The sequence below is a fragment of the Brachyspira suanatina genome, from assembly GCF_001049755.1.
Lineage (GTDB): Bacteria > Spirochaetota > Brachyspiria > Brachyspirales > Brachyspiraceae > Brachyspira > Brachyspira suanatina.
Map to the genome: position 1 here is coordinate 546,272 of NZ_CVLB01000001.1, position 25,164 is coordinate 571,435.

At 26.9% G+C, this 25,164-nt stretch carries 25 protein-coding genes and 1 pseudogene; 13 read left to right on the forward strand and 13 right to left on the reverse strand.

What is annotated here, in order from left to right; genetic code table 11:
* The first annotated feature begins 212 nt into the window (after nucleotides 1-212).
* The 6 genes from BRSU_RS02490 to BRSU_RS02520 all read left to right on the forward strand — a co-directional run bounded on the left by BRSU_RS02490 (nucleotide 213) and on the right by BRSU_RS02520 (nucleotide 6,455).
* Nucleotides 213-926: a HEAT repeat domain-containing protein gene (locus tag BRSU_RS02490; protein WP_048593637.1), complete on the forward strand. Its 714-nt coding sequence runs from the start codon at nucleotides 213-215 to the stop codon at nucleotides 924-926.
* A gap of 256 nt (nucleotides 927-1,182) precedes the next feature.
* Nucleotides 1,183-2,181 (forward strand): ABC transporter ATP-binding protein, encoded by a 999-nt coding sequence (locus BRSU_RS02495; protein ID WP_048593638.1) that lies wholly within the window; start codon nucleotides 1,183-1,185, stop codon nucleotides 2,179-2,181.
* Between the two features lie 36 nt (nucleotides 2,182-2,217).
* Nucleotides 2,218-2,925 (forward strand): ABC transporter permease, encoded by a 708-nt coding sequence (locus BRSU_RS02500; protein ID WP_008732202.1) that lies wholly within the window; start codon nucleotides 2,218-2,220, stop codon nucleotides 2,923-2,925.
* 24 nt (nucleotides 2,926-2,949) lie between these two features.
* Entirely contained in the window at nucleotides 2,950-3,525 is a 576-nt protein-coding gene (locus tag BRSU_RS02505; protein ID WP_048593639.1) for an ankyrin repeat domain-containing protein, read from the forward strand.
* Between the two features lie 486 nt (nucleotides 3,526-4,011).
* On the forward strand, nucleotides 4,012-4,788 hold the full coding sequence (locus BRSU_RS02515) for an ankyrin repeat domain-containing protein (RefSeq protein ID WP_048593640.1): 777 nt from the start codon (nucleotides 4,012-4,014) through the stop codon (nucleotides 4,786-4,788).
* 83 nt (nucleotides 4,789-4,871) lie between these two features.
* Nucleotides 4,872-6,455: a hypothetical protein gene (locus BRSU_RS02520; RefSeq protein WP_048593641.1), complete on the forward strand. Its 1,584-nt coding sequence runs from the start codon at nucleotides 4,872-4,874 to the stop codon at nucleotides 6,453-6,455.
* A gap of 71 nt (nucleotides 6,456-6,526) precedes the next feature.
* Here the strand turns inward: BRSU_RS02520 and BRSU_RS02525 are convergent, their stop codons facing one another.
* Nucleotides 6,527-7,471, reverse strand: coding sequence for an alpha/beta fold hydrolase (locus BRSU_RS02525; RefSeq protein ID WP_048593642.1), 945 nt, complete (start codon nucleotides 7,469-7,471; stop codon nucleotides 6,527-6,529).
* 164 nt (nucleotides 7,472-7,635) lie between these two features.
* Between BRSU_RS02525 and BRSU_RS02530 the strand changes: the two genes are divergently transcribed.
* From BRSU_RS02530 to BRSU_RS02545, 4 genes are read left to right on the forward strand one after another with little or no spacing between them, the layout of a single operon-like run.
* Entirely contained in the window at nucleotides 7,636-8,415 is a 780-nt protein-coding gene (locus BRSU_RS02530; RefSeq protein WP_048593643.1) for a hypothetical protein, read from the forward strand.
* Between the two features lie 28 nt (nucleotides 8,416-8,443).
* Entirely contained in the window at nucleotides 8,444-9,214 is a 771-nt protein-coding gene (locus BRSU_RS02535; RefSeq protein WP_048593644.1) for an outer membrane beta-barrel protein, read from the forward strand.
* An 18-nt stretch (nucleotides 9,215-9,232) separates the two neighbouring features.
* On the forward strand, nucleotides 9,233-10,012 hold the full coding sequence (locus BRSU_RS02540; RefSeq protein ID WP_048593645.1) for a hypothetical protein: 780 nt from the start codon (nucleotides 9,233-9,235) through the stop codon (nucleotides 10,010-10,012).
* Nucleotides 10,013-10,037: 25 nt separating this feature from the next.
* Nucleotides 10,038-10,883, forward strand: coding sequence for a hypothetical protein (locus tag BRSU_RS02545; RefSeq protein ID WP_048593646.1), 846 nt, complete (start codon nucleotides 10,038-10,040; stop codon nucleotides 10,881-10,883).
* Nucleotides 10,884-11,005: 122 nt separating this feature from the next.
* Here BRSU_RS02545 and BRSU_RS02550 read toward each other — a convergent pair whose 3' ends face one another.
* From BRSU_RS02550 to pfkA, 3 genes are read right to left on the reverse strand one after another with little or no spacing between them, the layout of a single operon-like run.
* Complete coding sequence (locus tag BRSU_RS02550; protein ID WP_048593647.1) at nucleotides 11,006-11,761, reverse strand: class I SAM-dependent methyltransferase; 756 nt, start codon at nucleotides 11,759-11,761, stop codon at nucleotides 11,006-11,008.
* Between the two features lie 11 nt (nucleotides 11,762-11,772).
* Complete coding sequence (locus BRSU_RS02555; protein ID WP_048593648.1) at nucleotides 11,773-12,531, reverse strand: WecB/TagA/CpsF family glycosyltransferase; 759 nt, start codon at nucleotides 12,529-12,531, stop codon at nucleotides 11,773-11,775.
* 30 nt (nucleotides 12,532-12,561) lie between these two features.
* Nucleotides 12,562-13,542: a 6-phosphofructokinase gene (pfkA, locus tag BRSU_RS02560; RefSeq protein WP_048593649.1), complete on the reverse strand. Its 981-nt coding sequence runs from the start codon at nucleotides 13,540-13,542 to the stop codon at nucleotides 12,562-12,564.
* A 138-nt stretch (nucleotides 13,543-13,680) separates the two neighbouring features.
* Here pfkA and mgtE point away from each other — a divergent pair, with 138 nt between their 5' ends.
* The gene (mgtE, locus tag BRSU_RS02565) at nucleotides 13,681-15,045 is read left to right on the forward strand and encodes a magnesium transporter (RefSeq protein ID WP_048593650.1); all 1,365 of its coding nucleotides are present in this window, start codon (nucleotides 13,681-13,683) and stop codon (nucleotides 15,043-15,045) included.
* 107 nt (nucleotides 15,046-15,152) lie between these two features.
* Here mgtE and BRSU_RS02570 read toward each other — a convergent pair whose 3' ends face one another.
* The 8 genes from BRSU_RS02570 to BRSU_RS02605 form a co-directional block, all read right to left on the reverse strand.
* Entirely contained in the window at nucleotides 15,153-16,538 is a 1,386-nt protein-coding gene (locus BRSU_RS02570) for a sodium-dependent transporter (RefSeq protein WP_014487156.1), read from the reverse strand.
* Nucleotides 16,539-16,962: 424 nt separating this feature from the next.
* The gene (locus BRSU_RS02575; protein WP_048593651.1) at nucleotides 16,963-17,559 is read right to left on the reverse strand and encodes a hypothetical protein; all 597 of its coding nucleotides are present in this window, start codon (nucleotides 17,557-17,559) and stop codon (nucleotides 16,963-16,965) included.
* Nucleotides 17,556-18,221 (reverse strand): LOG family protein, encoded by a 666-nt coding sequence (locus BRSU_RS02580; RefSeq protein ID WP_048593652.1) that lies wholly within the window; start codon nucleotides 18,219-18,221, stop codon nucleotides 17,556-17,558. Before BRSU_RS02580 ends, BRSU_RS02575 begins: the two co-directional genes overlap by 4 nt.
* Nucleotides 18,222-18,240: 19 nt before the next feature.
* A complete protein-coding gene (locus tag BRSU_RS02585) occupies nucleotides 18,241-18,567 on the reverse strand; it encodes a YbjQ family protein (protein ID WP_048593653.1) in 327 nt (108 codons plus the stop codon).
* A gap of 16 nt (nucleotides 18,568-18,583) precedes the next feature.
* Entirely contained in the window at nucleotides 18,584-18,910 is a 327-nt protein-coding gene (locus tag BRSU_RS02590) for a YbjQ family protein (RefSeq protein WP_012671948.1), read from the reverse strand.
* 196 nt (nucleotides 18,911-19,106) lie between these two features.
* Nucleotides 19,107-19,628, reverse strand: coding sequence for a hypothetical protein (locus BRSU_RS02595; RefSeq protein WP_048593654.1), 522 nt, complete (start codon nucleotides 19,626-19,628; stop codon nucleotides 19,107-19,109).
* Nucleotides 19,629-20,033: 405 nt separating this feature from the next.
* Complete coding sequence (locus BRSU_RS02600) at nucleotides 20,034-20,321, reverse strand: hypothetical protein (protein WP_048593655.1); 288 nt, start codon at nucleotides 20,319-20,321, stop codon at nucleotides 20,034-20,036.
* 237 nt (nucleotides 20,322-20,558) lie between these two features.
* Entirely contained in the window at nucleotides 20,559-21,500 is a 942-nt protein-coding gene (locus BRSU_RS02605; RefSeq protein ID WP_048593656.1) for an SMP-30/gluconolactonase/LRE family protein, read from the reverse strand.
* 709 nt (nucleotides 21,501-22,209) lie between these two features.
* On the opposite strand from BRSU_RS02605, the gene BRSU_RS02610 reads away from it, so the two are divergent.
* Complete coding sequence (locus BRSU_RS02610; protein WP_048593657.1) at nucleotides 22,210-22,650, forward strand: Rrf2 family transcriptional regulator; 441 nt, start codon at nucleotides 22,210-22,212, stop codon at nucleotides 22,648-22,650.
* A 13-nt stretch (nucleotides 22,651-22,663) separates the two neighbouring features.
* On the opposite strand, the gene BRSU_RS02615 is transcribed toward BRSU_RS02610, so the two are convergent.
* Nucleotides 22,664-23,377, reverse strand: coding sequence for a Crp/Fnr family transcriptional regulator (locus BRSU_RS02615; protein WP_083997855.1), 714 nt, complete (start codon nucleotides 23,375-23,377; stop codon nucleotides 22,664-22,666).
* Nucleotides 23,378-23,617: 240 nt separating this feature from the next.
* On the opposite strand from BRSU_RS02615, the pseudogene BRSU_RS02620 reads away from it, so the two are divergent.
* A pseudogene (locus tag BRSU_RS02620) lies at nucleotides 23,618-25,151 on the forward strand (sodium:solute symporter family protein).
* Nucleotides 25,152-25,164: the final 13 nt, after the last annotated feature.

The window sequence follows — 25,164 nt, forward strand, 5'->3', positions numbered from 1 at the left end:
ATTATAAAACACATAGATCTTTTTGCAATAGATATACAAAGAATTTGTTTATAATTAGTTTAAAAATTAATTATGAAGCAAGGATTTGTATTATATGAAAAATACAGTATTTTTATATATGATTATTTTTTTATAAATTTCTTAAATTTGCTTGCAATTATTGAATAATAATAGTATTATTAGTGGAAGTTAATATATTAAGGGGTTGTATAATGCTCAAGAAAATATTTATCGTAACATTAATGTTTGCATTTTCTTTATCATCTGTTTTTGCTCAAGATACTACTACCACAACTACTACTGATACAGGAACTACAGGCAATAAGCCAAGAGAACAATTAGCTCAAAATTTTGTGGATGCCTTGGCTGCTCAAGATGAAAAACTTTTAATTTCTGCTATAGAAGGCGGCAGTCCTCAAGTTAAAGCTATGTGTTTCAAAGCTTTAAGTGAAAAAGGTGCTAGTTCTGAAAATTTATTAGCAGCAATTAACAGATATGTAAGCTATGGTTTAAATGCACCATCTAGCCAGAACTCTGATTCTATGGTTCGTTATCAAGCTTTACAAGCTGCTAAATCAGCTAAATCAGAAACTTCTGTAGAATATATATCACAAATGTTATATTCTGAACAGGAAACTTCTAATATTATAGCTGCTGCTCAAGCTTTAGGAGAAATAGGAAGTTCTAAAGGTGTAGCTGCTTTACTTTTCCAATTAAGATTGGCTAAAACTCAAGCTATAGTTTATGAAGTTGTTGTTGCTTTAGGTAAAATAGGTGATCAGGCTGCTTTAAGCGATTTGATAGATTTGGCTCAAAATGACCAATATTTTATCGTTGTTAGACAAGCTGCTGTTGATGCTATAAAAAATATCAAACCTTCAACAGGTGGCGGAAACACAACTACTACTGATACTGCAGCTCAGTAATATTAGTAAATAAAAACATTAATTTAATTTTGAATAAAAAAAGTCTGTCTAATTTAGGCAGACTTTTTTATTTGTTTTTTATAAAATAAATAAAAAATAATTATTTCTAAAAATAGAATATATATTATTATTTTTTTTATTACTGAAAAAATATTATTTTGCGATAATATAATAATTAACAAATATATTGATAAATTAGAGTTTTGCTGTATAATACAGCATTCTTTTATTGTAATAAATATTTAAAGGATTTTTAATGATAAAAGTTGATAATATAGTTAAATATTATGGAGAACATATAGCATTAAAAGGGGTATCCTATACTATAAATAAGGGAGAAATAGTAGGATTTTTAGGGCCTAATGGAGCTGGTAAAAGCACTATGATGCGTATAATTACAGGTTATCTTCCAGCTACAAGCGGATACGTTTATTTAGATGATTATGAAGTTTATGATAACCCTATAGAAATTAAAAAAAGAATAGGTTATATGCCTGAAAATGTTTCGCTATATACTGAAATGACAGTTATAGATTATCTTAGATTCTGTGCCAAACTTAAAGGCATACCAAGGAAACATATAAAGACTGCATTAGAAAATACTATAGAAATAACAGGACTTACAAAATACAGAAATAGAATAATAGGACATTTATCAAAAGGTTATAAACAGCGTACAGGAATAGCACAGGCAATAATACATGATCCTGAAGTTTTAATATTAGATGAACCTACAAGCGGTTTGGATCCTAATCAGTTAATAGAAGTAAGATCATTAATAAAAAGTTTAGGCGGAACAAGAACTGTTATACTTTCTACCCATATATTGAGCGAAGTAGAAGATACTTGTGAAAGAGCTTTAATTATAGATAGCGGAGAATTAATAGCTGAAGATACTATTGAAGGTTTGAAAATGGCTATGGACAGAGAAATATTAGGCGGTAATATAGAACTTAAAGTAGCAGGAAGATATAATGATGCTCTTTTATGTGTTAGAGAAGTTAATGGAGTTGTGCAGGCAGAAGCTAATTCTTATGGTGATATTCTTATTGAGTGTGAGAGAGGAAATGATTCAAGAGCGGCAATAGTTAAGCATTTGGTTAATAATAATTTTGATGTTTTAGAGATAAGAGCTAAAGAAAGGTCATTAGAAGAGGTATTCATTTACTTTACTGATAAAAAGAAAAATGAAGATTTTGATAAATCTAAATATATCAGAGATGCCGTTTTGAGTGCAGAAAATAATGAAGAATAAATATAAAAATAAACAATTAATAAGAGGTTAATATAAATGAGAAATATATATGTTGTATTTTCAAGAGAAATTCAATCCTTTTATGTATCGCCATTATATTATATATTAGGATTTATATATCTTGCTTTGACAGGATACTTTTTTACTATAGAAATTTATTATAGCAGATTGGCTGTTATGGAAAACACTATGTATAATATTGGATTTTTTACAATATTATTTCTTTCTATTCTCTGTATGAAGCTTATAGCAGAGGAAAGAGCTTCAGGAACTTTTGAACTTATAATGACAGCGCCTATTACTTCACTTCAGTATGTTTTAGGTAAATATTTATCTGTATTGGTTGTATATGCTTCACTTCTTGTTATGACTTTTGTTTATCCTATACTTCTTATGGTATTTGGTAAACCTGATATAGGTGTAATATTCAGCGGATATTTAGGATTATTTCTTTTAGGTACTGCTATACTTGGATTAGGACTTATAGCAACAAGCATATCTAAAAGTCAGTTAGTAGCTGCTATTTTGGGCGTATCTATGGGTATATTTGCCTATATAATAAATTGGCTTAGTGAAATGTTTACAGGGGCAAGCAAGATATTGAATGCTATTTCTATAACTACATACTTTTCTGATTTTACTAAAGGTATGATAGATATACAGAATGTTATATTCTTTTTAATTTGGGCTGTTGCATGCATATCAATATCTACTATGTTTGTAGAATCTTATAAATGGCAATAATTTTATTAAAAGGGCTTTATCAAAATGGCTGATATAGTTGAGTATGTAAAAAACAATGATATAGATAATGTTAAGAAATGTTTAGAGTCTGATAATACTTTGGCGGATGCCAGAGATGAAGAATCTAAATTTACATTACTTATGATTTGTGCTAAGAAAGGTTATTTTGATATAGCCAAACTTTTAGTAGAAGAAGGTGCCAATTTAAATGCTAGAAGCAGAACTGGAATAACAGCTTTAATGTTTGCCTGTGCTGAGAAGCAAGTTAAAATAGCCGAGTATTTAATAGACAGCGGTGCTGATGTTAATTTAAAAGATAGACCATTATTTTCTGCTTTGCTTTATGCAGTACTTACAAAAGAGTACAATATAATAAAAGCATTAGTTGAAGCTGGTGCTGATGTTAATGTTAAAAATTTTAAACTTGTAACACCTTTAATGTTTGCTGCTGGAATAAATGATATAGAAACGATGAAATTATTAATAGAAAATGGTGCTGATATAGAGCATAAAAATAAAGATGGTGAAAGAGCTTTAGAATTTGCTATTCGTAAAGAGCAGAAAGAAGCAGCAGATTATTTAAAAACTGTTTCTAAATAATTTAAAAGGTATATTTCTATTACTTATAAAAATACAAATAATAGAAATAATTATACTTTCTAATATTAAAGAAAAAGTAAATATTATATTTCCAAGATACACTTGATTATCTTTATCCATAAATGTATTTAAATCTGTTCCATAAGTATTTATTCTATATAAAAGACTAATAAGAAAATAAGCACTAATTATTATATTAATAGATACAAATAAAATTATATGAAGTTTATCTAATAGTTTTTTGTCTATATTGAAGAATTTAATCAAAAAAACATTTATTATTTTTACAAAATAATATAAAAGAATAAAGAATAATAAAATTACCAAACTTTGTGCTATTAGTATGGGCTAAACATTATTAATTCAAATATAGCTGTATTCATATTTTTATTATACCTTGTATGTGTATTTTGTCAATTATAAAATATTTAACATAATTCTATATAATCCGTTATATATATTTGTAAATTTATTACGGATATTGTTATGCAAAAATATTTAATTTTAATATTTATAATATTAAGCAGTTTTTTATATTCAGAGTATATAGGAAATGTCAATGAATATGATATTAATAAAGATGAAGATAAAATTTTTATATATGTTCAGCAAGGTAATTATGATGAAGTAAAAAAATTGTTAGATGATGGAGCTGATCCTAATATATTAGATAGTCATAAAATATCACCTTTAATGATTGCTTCTTTTAATGGATTTATAGATATAGTTAATATACTTATAGAAAATGATGCTGATGTGAATATAGTTAATGATTTTGGATATAGTTCTGTTATGGCTGCTGCCGCTGCAGGGAATTATGATATTTTTAATATATTACTAAACAATGGTGCGGATGTAAAACAAATTAATAATGATGGAAATAATCTATTAATAGAGGCATGTTTTTCAAAAAATATTGATATATTAAAAAAGATATTAGAACTTAATATAGATATAAATCATCAAAATGATATGGGATATACTGCTTTAATACAGGCTGTTATCAATGATTATAAAGATGCCATTAGTATTTTATTAGATAATGATGCTGATATTAATATTTCAAGTAATGATGGTAAAAATGCCCTAATGTTTGCAATTATCAGAGAAAATATTGATATAATTGATATTTTACTTAAGAATAGTCCAAATATTAATTATGAAGATAATGATTCAAATACTGCTTTAGATTATGCTTATGATACTGGTAATGAAAAAATTATTAATATGATCAAAGAATATTACGAGAATAATAAGATTTAAAAAAATACTACTAAGTTATCATATTTATTTGTTTTTATGAAATGCAATCCGATAAATAATCTACTTAATATCGGGATTTTTGCATGGAAGAAGAGCATAATTTTATAAGAAATGAAGAAAATTATGAACCTGAAATAGAAAAATCCTCTTCAAATGGTGTTATGTTAACAGCTTTATTCCTGATTTTATTAATTGCTGGAATATGCTATTGGATATATAGCTCAAATACATATACTAAATTCTATTCATATAAAAATGATATACAAACTAATACTCAATTAAGTAATAAAAATGATATTCTAAATAGAAATAATATAAAGAAAAATTTGGATTATTTACTAGAGATAAAATATAAAGAATATATTGCTCCTCATGTTAATAGCTTCAATTCAATTATAGATAATAGCGGATTATTGAATATAGATACTAGAACTATATCTATTATATTTGCAGGTACTGTACTTACTATTATTGCTTCTATGTTTTTGTTTAGGGGGAATAATTCTAAGGTCTTGGAAAGTGAAGATTCAGATATTCGTTTTTTTGATAAGGATAATAAAAATAATGATAATGAAGATAATAAAAATGAAAGTATTAATAAATTGGATACATCAGGAATCATTAATTCTTTAGATGATGACAAAAAAATTATTGATACAAATAATGACGGAGATAAACTTGTATTAAAAAATAATTACTATAAATATAATAAAAACGCAGACAATGTATATTGGAATGTTGTAAAGAAAAATAAGAATGATGAAAATTTAAATATAAATGAACTATCTCTTATGGCTTTAAGAGAAGTTGAAAACGGAAATGATGATAATGCTATAAATATTTATACAAAAATATTGAGTTTTGATGATGATAATATAGCAGTATTAAAAAGCAGAGCATTACTATTTAATAAAAAATATGAAGAGACTTCTGAGGATAAATATTTTGATGCTGCTTTGAAAGACTATAATAAAATAATAGATATTAACAGTTTTAATGGGTACAGCAATACTGACACATTTAAAGACAGGTCTGTTCTTTATACAAAAAAATATCATTATACATCTAATGAGAATTATTTTAATTTGGCTTTAAATGATTATAATAAGGTAGTTGTTGATAATAATGATAAAGAAGATTTAAGTACATTGCTTATATATTCAGATCTTTATAATGAAAAATATAAAAATACTAAAGATAAAAAATATTTTAAAATGTCTTTAGATAATTATAATAAAGCGCTTACTATAGATGAAAATAATACTTCTATATATATAAATAGAGGATGGTTATATTTAACAGATTATAAAATTTGTAATGATATAGAAAGTTTAGATAATGCTGAAAAAGATATAAAGCATGGGCTTAATTTAGAAAAAGATAATTTTTACCTTTTAAATAACAGCGGTATAACTTCTCTTTATAAATACAAATTAGAAAAACAAGTAAAAGATTTAAAAGAATCAGAATATAGTTTTTTGAAATCTATTAAAAATAATAAATCAAATTCTGTTTTGGCTGAAAGTTATTATTATTTATCATTGGTTTATGATGAATATTCAAAACTTACAACTATTACTGCAGAGAAGATGAAAGAATATACAGAAAAAAGTAAGCGTTATTTTGAAGAATCAAGAAAATTAGGATACTCTAATGCTAATAAATAAATTTATTAAATGCCAATAAATTTTATAAGTATTAGTTAAGCAAATTATTTTTTATTTTAGAATTCATAAAGTTAAAATCCGCTTACTCTGCTGCATATACCTTCTACTATAGTATTATAATCTTTTGTATTTTCTATATTAAGTAGATGTCCTGCATTTTCTACTATAAATAAATCTTTATCCGGAGCTATTATATTTTTATAGTATTCTTTTACTACAACAGTTGGTACCTGCCAATCATTAGCACCGCATATAAAAAACATAGGTATATTAAAGTTTGTGAATTTACTTGTATCATAATTAATTAGATAATATATAATGTTTTGATTTAGCATTAGTGAATTAGTATTAAACATATCTTTAAATGAATATAGAGGGCTTTGTTTTATGATTTTATTTAATTTATTATTGCCTTCATAATATCCGGCTAATTTATATTTTACTTGTACATCTCTAAAATTTTTAAATATTTCAAATACATTATTTTTATTTATGATAAAAGGATAATTTTTTAATTTTTCTATTTTTTTAATATACTTTTGATTATTGCTTTTTTGCACAATATTATAACAGTAGTCAAATCCAGTTTTTTCACCTATTTTAAAATTTACAACCTGTCCCATACCAATATAGGCAGAAATTAAATTAGGAAATTTTTTTATGAACTCAATTCCTAAAACACTTCCCCAAGAATGCCCAAGTAAAATAATATATTTAGAATTATATTTTAGTTTGACATAATTAATTGTTTCTTTTAAATCTATGAGCAATTTTTCTATCGTTATATCTTTATCTTTTGATTTATTTTTTGCCTGAGTTTTTCCTGTACCCCTTTGATCATAGTATACTAAATTGTAGTTTTGAGTTTTTGAATGCATTTTATATAAAAAATATGATTCACTTTCTCCAGGGCCGCCATGTAAAAATAGCAAAGTCATATTTGATTTTTTTGGGTAATGTATAAAATATTGTTCTATACCATTTATATTTGCGTATTCTTCAAAAAATATATCCATAATTTATTATCTTTTTATTTATCAATATTGATTAATTTTATTATATAAAAAATATCCATTATTACAATGATAAAAATGACTAATTAATTTACTAATAATACCGTTTGATTAATATTATAATATGTGCTATTATAAAAATTAGAATTTAAAAATTAAGGGTTACAATGAAACTATGTAAAATATTAGTGGTGTTATTTGTTCTTTCTTATTCGGTATTTGCGAAAAGCGGATTAGAGTTGGGTGTTTTTGTTCCTTTAGGTTTCAATATAGGTATTCATTATTATGACAAAGCTCCTTCAGGCTTGAATAATCAGCAGGCAGCTTCATATAACAAATATGTTACAAATAATACTAGAACTTCCCATATTGGGTTTGATGCGGGGGCTTTATTTCAGGCAGGGTATAGATTAGAATTAAATAAAGAAATTAGTTTTAGTTTTATGGGAGAGCTTGGATACAGCAGAGATACTTTTAATTACAGATTAAAAGATAGTAATACAGAATCTCAGGCACTTAAATTGCAGAATTATCGTTATTATACTTTTGACAGTCTTGTTATTGGTATTTTGCCTAAAGTTAATTATAAAAGATTTTCTTTCGGTATTGGTGTAGGAATGAAAATATTTCTATCAGGTACTATTAATAATTCAAGTTATAATCCAACATTAGGTTATACAACTGAAACCATAAAGATGATTGATACAAAGAATTATAAAGATTATTTTACTTCAAATGTAATGGGGTATTTTAAATTAACTTTAGATTATTCAGTATATACATCTAATAAATTTGATATAGTTTTAGGGGCGTATATTGATTATGATTTTGCTTTGAGATATCAAGTGAAAGGATCAAAATATGAAACTATTGATACTCCTATAGAAAATATATCAAGTGTAGATTTAGGTATACAAGTAGGTACTAAGATAAGACCTATGAATTAAGAATGTTGAAATTAATAAAGAGAAAATTATGAAAAAATTATTTAATATATTTATAATAATGTTTTTAAGCTGCTTTACTCTTTTTGCTAAAAGCGGTCTTGAAATAGGCATATTTGTTCCATTAGGGTTAAGTATTGGAATAAATCAATATACTTTAACTAATAAAAATCCTACTCAGCAGCAGGAAAATGATTTAAAATCAGCAATAAAGCAGTCAGATAGAAAATCAGGTGCCGGATTTGATGCGGGTTTTTTAGTTCATATAGGATATAGATTCGATATAAATAAAGATTTTAGTATCAGTGTTTTAGGCGAATTAGGATATAATCATGATGAATTTTCATATTATAGAATAAGCAGAGATAAGAAAAATGAAAATGTTTATGATTATACATTTGAAAGTATATCATTTGGTATATATCCTAAATTTAATTGGAAGAAATTTTCATTTGGTTTGAATGTTGGAATTAAAGTACCGCTGTTTGCAAGAGCTATGTCAGCTTCTATAAATTATGATACTAAAAATATGAATAGAAATATAGAAGATTTTAATGCATTTCAGATAAAAAATTTATTTGAAGTTCCTATAATACCATATCTTAGATTTTCTGTAGATTATGAGATTTATAGTGATAAAAAATTCGGACTTGTATTGGGCGGTTATATAGGCGGAGATTTCGGTATATCTTTTAAAAATGCTATGTTAAATAATCAAAGCATAGCTAAAATAACAAGACAGACTATATCTAGTTTTGATATAGGTTTTCAAGTTGGCGTAAAAATACTGCCTTATAATTAATATAATCAAGGAAATAATATGATGAGAAAATTATTTTTATTTTGTTTGTTTTTATTATCTTTATTTATATTGAGTTGTAATAATAATACATTAAAGCCTGATGATTTTAGCAAGGAATCTATAAATAAAAAATATCCTTATTGGCAAGTTAGTGTTTCCAGATTTCAGATATCTCAAAATGAAAAAACTTATACTACTATAACTGTAGAAGAGAAGCGTTATATATTAAGAGGAATGGCTCTTTTAAGAATTGTTGTCAATTCAGAGGAATTTCCAGGTGCTGTAAAATCCAAAAAAGATGAATTAATTTCAGGAGTAAGTGATTCATATAATGGAAAAACTTTAAATGTTGGAGACAAATATGATCCTGACAGAGTAACTGAAATAATACGTACAGTAAAATATGATTTTATATATGAAAAAACAAGCGCTAATCAGGCAGGAGGAGTTGGAACTGTAGGTAACTCTAGATATTTACGTTATGGTATTCAGCCTGAAGATCAAATATTTATAGGAGATTGGGTTGGTTTTGTAAATGCTAATTGGCTACCTTGGTCATATAATAACATAGGCAACTTTGCTCCTTTAATGTTTCATGAACATATGCATAATATTGGTTTCGGACATCCTGGTGCTTATGTTCTTGATGATATAGTAAGACAGCTTGGTTATAGAATATTATCTGGGGATTTGAAAGATAAATATGCCAGACAGTTAGATGAGTTAACTGCCTATTACTATACTGAATATAAAAATTTGTTGTTAGAAGATACTATTTTTGATCCTAGTTTAAAATAATAAATAGTTGAAAGCGGAGTTGATTATGTTAAAAAAATTATTTTTATTTTGGTTGTTTTTATTATCTTTATTTGTATTAAGCTGTAATAATGGTGCATTAAAGCCGGATGTTTACAGCAAAGAAGAAATAGATAAAAAATATCCTTATTGGCAGGTTGGTATAGATAGTTTTGAGATAGACAGCAATGTTGATAAATATACCACCATTACAGTAGATGAAAAAAAATATATGTTGGTATGTATGGCACTTATTAGAGTTGCAGTTAATTCTGAGGAGTTTGTAAATCGTGTAAAGGCAGCTGATTCTCAATTAGGCTCTTCTGTAAATGACAGCTATAATGGACATAATCTTAAAGTAGGCGATAAATATGATGCTCAAAGGGTTATTGATTGTGTTCGTTCAGTTAAATATGATTTTGGATATAAAAAAAGAGTAGGAGTTGCTGCAGGAACTGGAGTTGGGCCAGTAGGTAAATCAAGATATCTTCGTTACGGACTTCAGCCGGATAATGAAATACCTATAGGTGAATGGATAGGATTCAGTACTGGTAATTGGGGCAGTTTAAATGATGTTTTATTTGGAAATTATTTTACTTATATGCAAAGTCAAACTTATGCCACTGTAGCAGGTTTAATGTTTCATGAACATATGCATAATATAGGTTTTCATCATGTAGGACAATATGCAGTTCCTTATACTCTTCAGGATGTAGTAACTGGAATTTTAAATGAAATATTGTGGAACCCTACTTGGGGCCCAGCCTTAAAAAATAAATATGAAAAACAGGTTAATGAACTTATAGCTTATTACCTTACTGAATATAAACATTTATTGAATGAAGACACTGTGTTTGACCCTAGTACAAAATAATAATTTATTGTTGTTGCTAGCAAGTTTATATATTTAAAAAGTTTGATATCATAATTGATTGTAATTAGTAATATAAAGGCTTTGATAATTGTTTTGATTATTGAAGCCTTTTTATATAAAGATTATTTCATTGATAGAGTAGCCCAAAAAGTAGGTATATTATATTCATGAAGTATGCCGTATCCGTTTGTATCTTCATATATGTCAATTAGTTTGAATCCGGCTTTTAATTGTCCTCTTATCTGTTCTTCTATTGTATGTGAAAATTGTACTCCGTCATTATTTTTTACAGCATTTTCTAATAGTTTATTATCTTTCAAAGGATTAAAAGGGAGTTTGTATTTTATTTCTTTTTCATTTTCTGAATTTTCATCAAATACAAAATTAATTCCGTTATCCAATCCGGACATAAGTATTCCGCCTTTTTTTAAAACTCTAAAGCATTCTTTCCATACATGCATAACATCTTCTATATAGCAATTAGATACAGGATGAAAAATTATATCGAAACTTTCATCATCAAATGGAAATGTTTTAGACATATCAGATTTTACTAAATTTATATTATAATTTTCTCTTTTTGACACCATTAAATCGCTGTCTATTTGTTTTTGAGAATAATCCATTAAAGTGCATATTGATCCATTAGCAGCAAAAATAGGCATCTGCTGTCCGCCTCCGGAAGCAAGCCCTAAAACTTTTTTATCTATTAAATCAGGATACCATTCTTTAGGAACAGGTTTTGTTGGGGTGAGTAGCATATTCCATTTACCATTTTTGGCATCTAAGAAAGTTTCATGCGTTATAGGTTTTCCCCATTCCCAACCTTCATCTATCCATTTATCTATTGTTTGGGAATTAATATCTGTATAATACATTTATATCCTTATTAGTTATTTGAAGGAATGCTTTGTTTATCTTTCTTAGTTGTAAGTTTTTCAAATAAAACCAATATCCAAAATCTTATATAATCAATATATAAAAATACTCTAAATATATTTTTTTTAGCGTAGAATGATTCATATTTATTTTTATTTAATATTTCCATACTAGGAGGTTTTATTTTTCCTGCAAAACTATCTAATGGTTTTTTGAATGGAATAAAGAATTTCATGTCTAAATTTTGTTTATTATTATTGAACCAATATAAAGATTTTTTAAACTCCATATACATTAAAAATACATCAGGTTCTATCTTTTTAAATCCTATGAATGCTTTATCTAATTCTTCTTTATCTTTTGTGTTTTGATAATTGCCAAGCATATAAATACCTGGATAAATCTTTTTAATTTTTTCTGAGATTGTAAAGAAATATTTTTCTTCATCTCCAAACAAAAACATAGACATCTTTTTTTGTTCTATATAATCTAGAACTTTTGAAAATAAAATAAATTCATTAATATAATTTATTTCTTCTTTATGAATAAATTTATAAGCTTTGGCTATAGATGGGTGTGCTGCAATTACCAAAGATGAATTTTTTATTATTTCTTTTAATTTTTTATTGTATCTTATTTTCAGTAATTTATGCACATCCAAAGATATTATGAGTATGTTTTTTCCATATTTAAGATAGTCAAGTATTTCTTCAAGACTAACTTGGAAACTGTCAATTCTTATTCCTAAAATGGATTTATTTTCTATCATAATAAATTATAGCCTTTATTTTTTAATTAATTATATAGCAAGAGTTCTGCATAATGCCAAGTCTATAGGATCTACTTTAGGTACCTTTTTTACAGCATCAGTTAAAGGAGTGTAAGTATATTCTCCTTTCCAAATTCCTACAGCAACATTTTTCTTTCCTTCTAATAAAGCTTTAACAGCAATATAACCAAATCTAGCAGCCATTAAACGCTCTCTTGAAGTAGGAGATCCTCCTCTTTGCATGTGTCCTAATATAGTAACACGAGTATCGAATCCTGTTTTACCTTCTATTTGTTTGGCTACTTCCATAGCTCCGCCTGATTCATCTCCTTCTGCTACAACTATAATAGAAGATTTTTTACCTCTTTTTTTAGCAATTTGTAATTCTTCTACTATTTTATCTAGATCAGTTGTTGTTTCAGGTATTAATATATCCTCGGCTCCTGAAGCTATACCTACTTCCAAAGCGATATAACCAGCATGTCTTCCCATAACTTCTACAACAAAACATCTTCCATGGCTTGTAGCTGTATCTCTTAATTTATCTATAGCATCCATTGCCACATTAACAGCAGTGTCATAACCTATAGTATAATCTGTACCGAATATATCATTATCTATTGTTCCTGGTATTGCAACTATAGGATATTCAGGATGGTGATTATAAAAGTCTAAAGCTCCTTTATAAGTTCCATCGCCTCCTATAACAATTAAAGCATCGATGCCATGATATTTCATATTATCAGCAGCTTTTTTCATACCTTCTTCTGTTTGGAATTCAGGAGATCTTGCTGAAAAGAGTATAGTGCCTCCATGATTAATGATGCCACCTACGCTTCCGGCATTCATCTGATATACATCATTATACATAAGACCTTGATATCCTTCTTTTATGCCCATTACTTCTAAACCGTTGGCTATTGCAGTTCTAACAACACTTCTTATAGCAGGGTTCATTCCAGAAGCATCTCCTCCGCTTGTTAATACCCCGATTCTTTTTATATCAGCCATATTAAAATAACTCCTTTATATTTATAATATTAAAATTACATTATTGGTTTTTTTTTATTATTAATATATAATATCTATATTATATAATAATAATAAAAGAATTGATATACATAAATATAAAAAAAATATGATAGAAGTATGGTAGAAAACAAAGAATATACTGAAATTATTAATATAATAGAAAATCAAAGATGGGATAAACTCAAATATTTACTTGCCAGCATGCATGCAGCTGAAATAGTAGATGTTATACGAATATTAGACAGCGATAAAAATAGAAGCATAGTATTCAGACTTTTATCAAGAGAAATGTCTGCTTATGTATTTTCCGAATTAGAGCCTGAAGAGCAGGAAAAAATCATAATCTCTATGAATGAGAATGAATTAAAAGAACTTATTCATGAAATGAGTCCTGATGACAGAACATCGCTTTTTGAAGAACTTCCTTCCGACATTACAAAGAAGATTTTTTCTTTGATGGGTGAGAAAGATTTAAATATTACAAGGCAGTTATTAGGATATCCTGAAGACAGTATAGGACGTATAATGACTCCTGAATATGTTGATGTGCTTCCTGACTATACTGTTAAGCAAACTTTGGAATATATTAGAAAATACGGTAAAGATTCTGAAACATTTGAAGTTATATATGTTGTTCAGAAAGATGATACTTTAATCGGTTATATTTTGCTAAAAGATTTACTATTTGCTAATCAAGATGATAAAATAGAATATCTTATGCATACAGATATAATATATTTGTCAGTATATTCGGATCAGGAAGAAGCGGTTAGGGTAGGAAGGAAATATGATTTGCTTTATATACCTGTAGTTGATTCTAAAAATGCTTTGATAGGTATTGTTACAATAGATGATATATTCGATATAGCTGAAGAAGAGGATACAGAAGACTTTCATAAATTAGGTGCTATTAGTATTGATGATGATTTCGACAGCAACATAAAACAAGCTAATCCTATTGTACTTTATAAAAGAAGAATATTTTGGCTTTTTGTTTTGGTATTTGTTAATATTATATCAGGATATGTTATAGGAATGTTTGAAGAGACTATAAGTAAATATGTTTCTTTGATATTTTTCTTACCATTACTTATAGATAGTGCAGGAAATGCTGGTGCTCAGTCTTCAACTCTCATAATAAGAAGTTTATCTGTGGGAGATGTTAAAAAAAGCGACTGGCTTTTTATGCTTGGAAAAGAGATATTAGTTTCTACTACTTTAGGGCTTACCATGAGTATTGCTGTATCTTTGATTGCTGTTTTTAGGGGAGGCTTAATCATAGCATTGGTTGTATCACTTTCTATGATATTGGTTGTTGTTATAGGTAGTTTGATAGGTTTATGTTTGCCGTTTTTATTTGTTAAGTTTAAAAAAGACCCTACCACAAGCAGTGTGCCTCTTGTTACTTCTATATGCGATATTAGCGGTACTGCTATATATTTACTGCTTGCCACTACAATACTCACTAATTTTTCTAAATAGTTTTTATAATTAAAATAGTACAATATTTTTATAGTTAATAAAAATGCATATAGTTATTAATATTTTTCTTCGTTATTAATAAACTATATGCATGTTAATATAAAAAATCATTTCAAGAAAAATCTGTTAATATATTCATATAAAAATATTGCTAATACTATAAAAGGAAGTATATAACTAATATAGAATCTTAATTGACGAGGGAATTTTATACCTTCTCCTGTATTAGCTTCTTTTAAAAAGTTATCGAATCCCCATCCGAAATCTCTTGTACAGAAGAATAGAGTTACCAAAGCACCTAAAGGAAGTATATTATTTGATACTATAAAATCTAGTAAATCCATTATAACAGTACCTTCTCCAAGCGGATTTATATTAGATAGTATATTAAATCCTAAAGTTGTAGGTAAGCTAAGTATGAATAACATTACAAATAATATAATAGAAGTTTTTTGTCTTGTAATTTTGAATTTATCCATAATAAATGAATATATATTTTCTAATACACCTATTATGGTAGTAAGTGCAGCCATTGCTAGGAATAAGAAGAATAATGCTCCCCATAATCTTCCAAGAGGCATAGAATTAAATATATTAGGTAATGTTACAAAAGCAAGTCCGGCACCTTCACCGGGATTTACACCGAAAGCAAAACATGCTGGGAATACTACAAGTCCTGCAAATAAAGCTACCATAGTATCCAATGCTATAATTATTAATGCTTCTCCTGTAAGAGATTGTTTTTTATCTATATAGCTTCCAAATATTGCCATTCCTCCTTGACCTACACTCAAAGAGAAAAATGCCTGACCAATAGCAGCATAGAATATTCCTATGAATCCTGTAAGTCCGTTTCCGAATAATTTATTTAAATCCGGTACTAAATAGAATTTTAATCCTTCTATAGCACCTTTTAAAGTTAATGCTCTGATTATAAGAAGCATTAAAAGTGCGAACAATGATATCATCATGAATTTACTTGCTCTTTCTACACCTTTCTCAAGTCCGAAAGAACATATTATTATACCTATCAATAAACTTATTCCCATCCATAATGTCAATGTAGAAGCACTTCCCAAAACTCCGTTAAAAAAATTACCAACTTCATTTGCATTAAGTCCTTCAAATCGTCCTGAAAGCATAAAGTAAAAGTATGATAGACACCATCCGCATATAGTTGTATAAAACAACATAAGAAGAACATTACCAAGTATTTGAACATATCCTATTTTATGCCAATTATGTCCTTTCTTTTCGAGTTTTTGAAAAGATGTTGCTATGTCATGTCCGCCTGCTCTTCCCACAGCGAATTCCATTACCATAGGAGCTACACCCAATATAATTATTGATATAATATATAATATTACAAAAGCACCGCCTCCGTATTGTCCTGTTATATATGGGAATCTCCAAACATTACCCATACCAACTGCACAGCCGGCAGATACTAATATAAATCCGAATCTGCTTCCTAGTTTTTCTCTTTTTTTCATCGGTATACACTCCAAATGATTATGACAATTTTTGTTTAGATTATACTATATAATATAAATTATTAAAACTTATAATAATAAAATTTTATTCACATACCCCGCCCTTTATATTTTTTAGCCTAATTTACAATTTATAATTTAAATTATATTTACTGCTTTATTATAAATTGCAGCACCCGCCCAAGTGTTAATTAGGTTTAAAAATCTATTTAACGCACGGTTAGCTTCACTGCGAATATAATTAAATTTGTATTATTAATTTATCTTTATTTTTTTATTTTGCTTAGCGTGCGTTGAGAGAATTTTTATTTTTATAGAAAACTAGGGTGGGCTGCTATATTTTATTGATAGGCTATAAGGAAGATGAAGTTAAAATTTTATATAAAGCAATAAAGAAAAAGGGTGGGGAGTTAGAGAAAAGCTGTTATTTTGATGAATATATTTCTTTTATTTTGATCTCATCATAAAAAGAAATTCTGTATGAATAATGCTTCATAACATTTTCTAAAGTATCCAAATCAGGCTTTATATATAATGATACGCTTGCAAGCTCAGATGACCACCATATTATATATTCTTCAAAAGGTTTTTTATAAAATGAATAATGCTTTACATCTGTTTTTGTTATTTGACCATATTGAAAAGTAAGTTCTTCTTTTATATTGTTAATGTCGGACATAGTTACAGGATTGTAGAATGAAGGATTATTATATATATCACCTATATGATTGCATATCTCTATTCTATAAAGTTCATTATTGTAGAAATATAGATAATATGCTAATTTTTGAGTATCATTTTTATATATATTAAGAACAGTATTATTTTTTAATTCAAATGATTCAAAAAAATCAGCATATACATTTAGATTATAATTAGTAATTTTATTATCAGCTTCTTCAATGCTCATTCCAAATTTTAAATCTTTATAACCATTTAGGTCAAAAAGCTCTGGTAATTGAGCAAATACTATATTTATGTTGATTAATAAAATTACTATTATATATCTTATATATTTCATTTTTGTTTATTTTGATGAAAAGAATTAATTATATCTAAAGCAGCCTGAGGAGTTTCAGCATATTTTATTAAATTTAAATCTTCAGGATCTATATAATTTTCTTTAATCATATCTTTTTTTATCCATTCTATTAAGTCAGTGTAATAACTAGAATTCATAACTATAAGAGGCATTCTGTCAAGAACCTTTGTCTGTATTAAAGTTAGAGTTTCAAACATTTCATCCATAGTACCGAATCCGCCAGGAAATATTATTACAGCTTTTGCATATTTTAAGAACATCACTTTTCTAGCAAAGAAATATCTAAATTTCAATTCTTCTTTAACATAAGGATTAGTTTTCTGTTCAAAAGGCAGTTCTATACATAAACCTATAGAACCAGCATTAGCATCAAAAGCACCTCTGTTACCGGCTTCCATTATACCAGGTCCTCCGCCTGTAATTATGTCATATTTATTTTCACCTAATAATTTAGCAGTTTCATAAGCTAATTTATAATGAGGATGATCTTCTGAGGTTCTTGCACTTCCAAATATAGAAACGGCATTTTTGTAGTAGGACATAGTTTCAAATCCTTCTACAAATTCTCCCATTATTCTGAATATACGCCAAGATTCATTAGGCATATCAGAATTCTGTAATTCATAAACTTCTCTTCTCATTAATAAATTTTCCTTATTATTATTTTATTATTACAGCAGTACCATAAGCAATAACTTCTGTAGTACCTTCCATTACAGATGATGAAGAATAATGTATTCCTATTATAGCATTAGCATTTAATTTTTTAGCTTCTTCTATCATTCTTTTAGTTGCTGTTTCTCTAGCTTCATTAATCATTTCAGTGTAGCCTTCAACTTCACCGCCTACAATATTTTTAAGACCTGCAAGCAAATCTTTTCCTATATGTTTAGCCTGAGCTATATTTCCTTTAACCAAACCTAATAATTCATAATTATATCCGCTAGGCAAATAATCAGATGTAAATAATTTTATATCGTTATCCATTTTTACTCCTCATAAATTATTTCAATACAATAGCAGTACCATAAGCAACAACTTCTACAGTTCCAGGAAGTACAGAAGATGAAGAAAAATTAATTCCTATTATAGCATTAGCATTTAACTTTTTTGCTTCTTCTAACATTCTTTTTGTAGCTATTTCTCTAGCTTCATTAAGCATTTCAGTGTAACTTTCAACTTCACCGCCTACAATATTTTTAAGACCTGCAAGTAAATCTTTTCCTACATGCTTAGCTAAAGATACATTTCCTTTAACTAATCCTAACATTTCATAATTATAATTGCTTGGTAAGTAATTGACAGTAAACATTTTAATATCAGCACTCATTTGTGAATCTCCTATATGTATTATAGTATATTATAAAATATTATGTTAATTTCTCGGAAAAGTATAAATATACTTAATGATTTTTTATAATAATGATTATGATTAAAAATTTTGATAATGAAGACTATAAAAAGGGTTAATGCAGTATAAACTACAATAACCCTTTCTATGTTTTATTATTCATTAATTAATATTTTTATTTCATTATACCCCATTCTTTCCATAATCCAACAGTGTAATTTTCTTCTTTCTGAGAAACATCAGTATTTATGAATTGACTATTAGAAGTAGAATTAAACAAAGATTCTTTACTATAGCCTGAATTGAACAAGAATTCACTTTGAGAAGGTGCATTGATGAATAGTTCTAATTTTTGATCATCTAATAAGATATTAATAAATAATTCTGGATTTTGATTAATAATATTAAATAGCTCAGGGTTATTTTCAAGAACTGTGAACAATTGAGGGTTTTTTTCCATATTATTAAATAATATATTTGCCTCTTTTTCAGATTTAAACAATTGACTATTATTTTCTAAAAAAGAAAATAAATATTCATTTTCATTAACTGTATTAAATGTAATAGGATGTCCTTGTTTCTTCAACCAGTCTATCACTGAGTCAGGTATATTATTTTTAGCAACACCGCTTTGAGCATAACAGAATAATGAGAATAATAAAACAAATAAAAATAAGAAAATTATAAACTTTTTCATTGTGATTCCTCCTATATGATAAAAGTTTTAATTATATTTTATAAATATTAAATAAAAAAATCAATACCAAAATATTTTGTTTATTTAAAATATTTTGATAACAATCTTCCTTGTTTATATAAAACAAAAATATAATACATTTGTCAAAAAAATAATAAATTTTTTGTATAAATTTAGTTTATTTAAAAAAAGATGATTGCAATATCTACATTCTAACCATGGTAACTACAAAAAATTGATGTTAATTAGAATAGAAATAGGAATAAAAAAAATAATTTTTTCATAGCAGTTACCTCTTAAATGAAAAATATTTTTTGTTGTTTACTAATAATAAACATAAATATTTAAATAATGTTAAATATTTCAAAAATAATAAAATAAATTTGATAATACAAATTATATTTGCTATTTCATAATTCCCCATTCTTTCCATAATTGAACCATTTCAGGATCATTTATTAAAGATTTATTTAAATTAGTATATGATATTCCTTTATATCTATCCTGTATAATTATTTTATTTGAATTTGTATTATTTATGAATGGGAAGAAGAAGCCTAATAGTTTGTTGTTATCTTTTGAATAGTCATATTCTATATCTATATTGTTAAATTTATATATTCTATTTTCTGCATAAGATATTAATGAAAATGAGAGAATGAATAAAAATAAGAAAATTATAATTTTTTTCATAATTGCATCTCCTTATTATTAAATTCATATTTAAAAGATAACAAAAAAATATAAATCTTAGTAAAACTTTAATGATAATATATAGTATATTGTTATAGTATTGTATAAAGATAATGTATCGTATATCTAATAAAAAATATTGTGATGTATAATAGTTTATGAATTTGCAATTTTAAAAAAGCATCTCCTATATTTTTATAATTTTATATAGGAGATGTATAGAAGAAGTAATTAATTTTATAGTTGTACTTTTTTTATTAAGCTAGTAGAAAGTTCAGGGATATAAATAACTTTATTAACTAAATCTATATCAGCAACACCGCTTAAAGAACCTTCAATTTTTTCTAATTGTTCTTTAGTATTTAAATCAAATACATATATGCATGCATTATTATTAGCACCATTTTCACCCCAATCAGAAACATATAATTTACCATTAGCTATAGCAATGCCGTCTAATGCACCAGCACCTAATCTTGAAGCTGTCCATTTATTTAAACCTGTACCGTCTGTTTTTAAAGTATAAATATCTCCTCCGTTAGCATCGCCTCCGAATGTACTTCCAGCTATATATAGAACTCCATTATCTAAGAATATGCCGTTAGCACCAACTACTCCTGTTACAGATGAAGTTATAGATAAAGCTGAATTATTATCTACTTTAATAAAATGAACTATTGAAGCTCCTGTATCGGTTAATGCTACAGTTGCAGGATCTATTACTACAGTATCATTTAGGAATTTAGAACCTTCTATAGGAAGTTTTGTTATTATTTTATTTTCTTTAACATTAGCTAAAACTAAATTTCCTGTTATAGAGCTATCATTTACTTGATCAGGAATAATGATAATATCATCAGTTAAAAAAGAAAAACCTTTAGGGCTGTCTAATTGTCCTTCAAAAAGTTTTTGAGGATTAGAACCGTCTTCATTAGCTAAAATTATGAATCCGTCTGCTGGAGCATTAGGATCTCCCAAGTTAGCTATATATAATTTTCCATTTCTGAATTTAATGCTTTCAGGTGCAGCTAGTCCTTCAACATTAATAGCTACTGCTTCTTTTTTAGTTGGTTCTGCTTTTGCTGTATTGTCAGTTGTTGTTGTTTTGTCTGCATTATTTGAACATGATACAGCAAATAAAAAAGCTGATAAAAGTATAGTACTCAAAAATTTACTCATTTGTAAATTCTCCTTATTAGTAAAAATTTTTATTAAGACTTTATAATATTTTTATAATTATATCAATGAAAAAGTGTAAAAAGATTGTTACCAAAATGATTACAATTATTTTTTATTCTAATATATACCTAAACAATTATATTTTGTCAAAAACAAATTTATATTTTTGTTTTTATATCTGGGCCTTTTCTGCGAAGCAGACAGTCGTGCCAGACCCTACTTCTTTTGGACGACATCCACCTATCGAAGCGTGCCTCCGGTAGGCGTGCCACATGCGAAGCCTTCCTACAGCGAGAAGCAGGTACAGTCTGCTATATTTAGCTTAAATTTAATAAATTATTTTATATTATATAATACAATTTTAGTATGATTTAATACTAATTTTATACTTGCACTTTCGCGAAGCGTGCCTGTGGCAGCAACTTTTTGCGGCGGGAAAAAGTTGAATAAAAAATATTGACAAACTTAAAAATTTTCAGTATATACCTAAACAACTATATTCTGTCAGAAATAATTTTTTTAAATTTTAAATATATACAGGGCTTTGCCCGCCGCTCTGCATGCTTACGAGCCCACTTCTTTTGCGACTGAAGGAAGTATCTTTAGGTAGGCGTGCGGCTGGAAAAAGAACAAGAATAAAATAGACAAACTTAAAAAATTTTAGTATATTTATTGATTATTATGATTTTTTGATTATATTTATAATACTATGAAAATTAATACTAAATTATCAGTTGCAGCACATATAGTTTTGTGTATAGCATTTTTTGAAAATGAAGGCACTACATCTCATTTGCTTGCCAAAAGTGTAAAAACTAATCCTTCTATAATAAGGAAGATTTTATTAAAACTTCAAGATGCAGGAATGGTTGAAACTAATAAAAAAGGCAGCAGACTCATAAAAGATGAAAAAGATATAACGCTTCTTTCTATATATGAAGCCATATTTACAGAGGATGAGAGGGGGCTTTTTAATTTTCATGAACCTAATCATGTTTGTCCTGTAGGATGTGCAATGTTTGATGTTTTGGGTGAAGAGTTTAATAATGTAAGGCTTGATTTTGAAAAGTCTATGTCTAAAATAACTATTAAACAAATAGCTGATGAAGTGAGAAAAAGAAAAAAGCATTTGGATTTTATGAATAAATAATTTTAATATTAAATTAATTTTTTATATTGATAATGCTTATTCTGTTGCCGTCTAATTCTATAATATTTTCTTTTGATAATCTGTTTAATTCTCTTGATAATGCACTTCTGTCTGCTGATATAAACTCTGCTAATTTATCTCTATTGAATGGTATAATTATATTTTGAGATTTCTGAATATTCGACATATATTTAAGGTATATTATTATTTTGCTTCTTAAACTTTTCTGACTTAGAATATCATTTTTGAAAGCTAGGAATTTATTTTTATCAGATATTACTCTTAATAAATTATGCAGAAATATATTTTTAATATTATTATCATTTGCTTTAAATATATTTTGTATATTTATTTTAATTAATTCTGTATTTTCTAATGCTAAAGCCTGTATAGATGATACTTTATTTGTAGAAAAAGCAAATGCTTCTGCAAATATATCGCCTTGATTTAGTATATTTACAATATTTTTTCTAGCATCATCATATTCTTTTGAAATTTCTATTTTTCCTTTCAATATAATGTATATATTTTCTACTATATCCCCAGTATCTATTATTATATTTGATTTTTTAAAATATTTTTTTTGTATTTTAAAATCATCTAAAATATTAATGATTTCATCTTTACTTATATTGTTAAATACTTCTGATTTTATTAAAATATCTATATAGTCATTCATCATATGTTCAATTAAAATATTAATATTATTGTTAGTTAATGCTAACATTTTTTTATAAAAAATCAATATATTTATTGTTTAATTCTAATTTTTTATATTATTATAATAATTTTTGCAACTTTAAGTAATAATAAGTAATAAATAAATGATTTTTAGTACGTTTTTTGTATAATTCTAATTTTTTTATTATAAAATTTAATTTATTTTAATATTTTATTGACAATGCAAATTTATTTGACTATACTATAATTGTTCACGTGAACAATATTATTTATAGGAGAACTAAATATGGCTTGGCATTGGTTTGACTGGGTAGTCATCGGACTATATTTCATCGTAATGTTTTTAATTGGTATGTTCTTTGCTAGAAGAACAAAATCTACAGATGATTATTTCAAAGCTGGTGGAAGAGTTCCTGCTTTGGTAACAGCTATGAGTATTTATGCTAACAGCGTTATCATCTATTTCATTTATTGCTATACCTGCTTCTGTTTATAATAATAGCTGGCTTCTTGGTATGGCTCCTCTAGGAATTATTTTAATGGTATTATGGGCTGCTTATACTTTTGTACCATTCTTTAGAAGAGTTAATGTTACTACTGCTTATGAATATTTAGGAAGAAGATTTGATAATTCTTTCAGACTTGTCGGCAGTTTAACATTCATACTTTTCCACGTTGTAAGAATGGCAATAGTTATTTATCTTCCTACTTTAGCAATACAGCAGGTACTTCCTACTCTTAACCCTGTTTTAATAACAGTTATAGTATCAATATTCTGTGTTGCTTATACATCTATGGGAGGTATAGAAGCAGTACTATGGTCTGATGCTATACAAACAGTTGTACTTCTTTTAGGTGCTTTCTTAGTAATTATAGTAGGTTTTTCATCTGCACCTGAAGGAATAGGCCAAGGCTTCAAACTTTTAGCTGATGATGGAAAAATCATAAGCCCTGATTTCTTCTCATTAGACTTAGCTAAATCAAGTATTTGGGTTATGATAGTTGGAGGATTTGTTAACTCTATTTACTCTTATGTAGGCAGCCAAGATATAGTTCAAAGATACGCTACAAACAAAGATGAAAACGAATCTAAAAAAAGTTTGTTTATGAACGTTCCTTTACTTTGTACTAGTGTAATAATATTCATAGGTATGGGTTCTGCTTTATACATATATTTCCATTTCAAAACTACATTACCAGAAAATGTTAATGGTAACGCTATACTTCCTTATTTCGTTGTAAATGCTTTACCAGTTGGTATATCCGGACTTGTAATAGCTGCTATATTTGCTGCTGCTCAATCTACAGTATCATCTAGTTTGAACTCTGTTTCTACTTGTATGACTGCTGATATATTAGAATATCTTAAACCTGGAATGGAAGATGCTTCAAAACTAAAATTTGCTAGATTATCAAGCTGGATAGTTGGTATATTCAGTACATTACTTGCTATTTACTTTATATTTAATGGTCAAGGTGATATGTTCTTGTACTTCCAAGCCATAACAGGTCTTTTAGGCGGTCCTATAGCTGCTGTATTCTTGGTAGGTATATTCTTTGATAAAGTTGAAAGTAAAGCTGTATGGGTTGGATTTGCTCTTTCTGTTATAGTGGCATTCTATGTTAGCGATCCTGCTGGTATGCTTACTAAATTTATACCTGGTTATGCTAAACCAAAAATCTTTGAATTTATGATTTCATTCATAATCATAGGTGTTGGTGTAGTGGCTTCTTTATTAGCTTCTTTTGCTTTTGGAAAACCATCTGCAGAAAAAATAAAAGGTTTAACTTATTCTACTACTATTAAAAATAAAAAATAATATAAAGTAGAAT

Excerpts from the sequence above, each read along its gene's own strand:
- BRSU_RS02490 (WP_048593637.1), top strand. The coding sequence starts at position 213 with ATGCTCAAGAAAATATTTATCGTAACATTAATGTTTGCATTTTCTTTA.
- BRSU_RS02495 (WP_048593638.1), top strand. The coding sequence starts at position 1,183 with ATGATAAAAGTTGATAATATAGTTAAATATTATGGAGAACATATAGCA.
- BRSU_RS02500 (WP_008732202.1), top strand. The coding sequence starts at position 2,218 with ATGAGAAATATATATGTTGTATTTTCAAGAGAAATTCAATCCTTTTAT.
- BRSU_RS02505 (WP_048593639.1), top strand. The coding sequence starts at position 2,950 with ATGGCTGATATAGTTGAGTATGTAAAAAACAATGATATAGATAATGTT.
- BRSU_RS02515 (WP_048593640.1), top strand. The coding sequence starts at position 4,012 with ATGCAAAAATATTTAATTTTAATATTTATAATATTAAGCAGTTTTTTA.
- BRSU_RS02520 (WP_048593641.1), top strand. The coding sequence starts at position 4,872 with ATGGAAGAAGAGCATAATTTTATAAGAAATGAAGAAAATTATGAACCT.
- BRSU_RS02525 (WP_048593642.1), bottom strand. The coding sequence starts at position 7,471 with ATGGATATATTTTTTGAAGAATACGCAAATATAAATGGTATAGAACAA.
- BRSU_RS02530 (WP_048593643.1), top strand. The coding sequence starts at position 7,636 with ATGAAACTATGTAAAATATTAGTGGTGTTATTTGTTCTTTCTTATTCG.
- BRSU_RS02535 (WP_048593644.1), top strand. The coding sequence starts at position 8,444 with ATGAAAAAATTATTTAATATATTTATAATAATGTTTTTAAGCTGCTTT.
- BRSU_RS02540 (WP_048593645.1), top strand. The coding sequence starts at position 9,233 with ATGATGAGAAAATTATTTTTATTTTGTTTGTTTTTATTATCTTTATTT.
- BRSU_RS02545 (WP_048593646.1), top strand. The coding sequence starts at position 10,038 with ATGTTAAAAAAATTATTTTTATTTTGGTTGTTTTTATTATCTTTATTT.
- BRSU_RS02550 (WP_048593647.1), bottom strand. The coding sequence starts at position 11,761 with ATGTATTATACAGATATTAATTCCCAAACAATAGATAAATGGATAGAT.
- BRSU_RS02555 (WP_048593648.1), bottom strand. The coding sequence starts at position 12,531 with ATGATAGAAAATAAATCCATTTTAGGAATAAGAATTGACAGTTTCCAA.
- pfkA (WP_048593649.1), bottom strand. The coding sequence starts at position 13,542 with ATGGCTGATATAAAAAGAATCGGGGTATTAACAAGCGGAGGAGATGCT.
- mgtE (WP_048593650.1), top strand. The coding sequence starts at position 13,681 with ATGGTAGAAAACAAAGAATATACTGAAATTATTAATATAATAGAAAAT.
- BRSU_RS02570 (WP_014487156.1), bottom strand. The coding sequence starts at position 16,538 with ATGAAAAAAAGAGAAAAACTAGGAAGCAGATTCGGATTTATATTAGTA.
- BRSU_RS02575 (WP_048593651.1), bottom strand. The coding sequence starts at position 17,559 with ATGAAATATATAAGATATATAATAGTAATTTTATTAATCAACATAAAT.
- BRSU_RS02580 (WP_048593652.1), bottom strand. The coding sequence starts at position 18,221 with ATGAGAAGAGAAGTTTATGAATTACAGAATTCTGATATGCCTAATGAA.
- BRSU_RS02585 (WP_048593653.1), bottom strand. The coding sequence starts at position 18,567 with ATGGATAACGATATAAAATTATTTACATCTGATTATTTGCCTAGCGGA.
- BRSU_RS02590 (WP_012671948.1), bottom strand. The coding sequence starts at position 18,910 with ATGAGTGCTGATATTAAAATGTTTACTGTCAATTACTTACCAAGCAAT.
- BRSU_RS02595 (WP_048593654.1), bottom strand. The coding sequence starts at position 19,628 with ATGAAAAAGTTTATAATTTTCTTATTTTTATTTGTTTTATTATTCTCA.
- BRSU_RS02600 (WP_048593655.1), bottom strand. The coding sequence starts at position 20,321 with ATGAAAAAAATTATAATTTTCTTATTTTTATTCATTCTCTCATTTTCA.
- BRSU_RS02605 (WP_048593656.1), bottom strand. The coding sequence starts at position 21,500 with ATGAGTAAATTTTTGAGTACTATACTTTTATCAGCTTTTTTATTTGCT.
- BRSU_RS02610 (WP_048593657.1), top strand. The coding sequence starts at position 22,210 with ATGAAAATTAATACTAAATTATCAGTTGCAGCACATATAGTTTTGTGT.
- BRSU_RS02615 (WP_083997855.1), bottom strand. The coding sequence starts at position 23,377 with ATGTTAGCATTAACTAACAATAATATTAATATTTTAATTGAACATATG.